The sequence below is a fragment of the Acetobacter oeni genome (assembly GCF_011516825.1).
GTDB classification, from domain to species: Bacteria; Pseudomonadota; Alphaproteobacteria; order Acetobacterales; family Acetobacteraceae; genus Acetobacter; species Acetobacter oeni.
In genome coordinates this window covers 1-704 of the sequence record NZ_WOTA01000096.1, presented here as the reverse complement: position 1 = coordinate 704, position 704 = coordinate 1, and the positions used below count along the sequence as shown (strand labels likewise).

Below are 704 nucleotides of genomic sequence, written 5' to 3'. Positions count from 1 at the left end.
AGTCAGTGGGAGCAGATCAGGGATCTTCTTCCGGGCCGGGAAGGCCATGTGGGCGGGACGGCCGCGGATAACCGTCTGTTTGTGGAAGCGGTGCTGTATCGGTATCGCGCTGGCATTCCCGGGCGCGACCTGCCGACCCGGGTCGGGGACTGGAAAAACGTTCACAGACGGCTGCGCCGCTGGTGCGAAAGTGGTGTGATCGAACGGATTTTCCGGCATCTGGCGGCTGATCACGACAACGCATACATGATGATCGACAGCACGATCGTCCGGGCTCACCAGCACAGCGCTGGCGCCCGTAAAAAAGGGGCGCGGATCAGGCCATCGGACGGTCCCGTGGGGGACTGACCACGAAAATCCACGCCATTGTCGATGCTGCCGGGAAGGCTGTCGCCCTTTCCCTGACGCCCGGACAGAGAGCCGATATCACTGAAGCAGAACCTTTACTGGATGAAGTCGATCCCAAAGCCTTCATCGCTGATAAGGCTTATGATGCTGATCCCCTGATTGATAAGCTCGAAGATCGGGAGATCACACCGGTCATTCCTTCAAAAAGAAACCGTAGAAATCCACGGAAGACCAGCTTCCTGCTTTATAAAAACAGAAACATCATCGAACGCTTCTTCGCCAGACTGAAGCATTTCAGAGGCATCGCAACACGCTACGACAAGCTGAAGTCAACCTTTCTCGCTGCCGTGCAACTC

At 56.7% G+C, this 704-nt stretch carries 1 protein-coding gene; it reads left to right on the top strand.

Annotated features, from left to right (window positions below):
- Positions 1-704 (top strand): IS5 family transposase gene (locus GOB90_RS18735; RefSeq protein WP_173572229.1). Its coding sequence is split into 2 segments (ribosomal slippage), with 705 coding nucleotides annotated over them: positions 1-307 and positions 307-704; the frame shifts between segments, so codons are not numbered across the junction. This gene is flagged as partial in the annotation.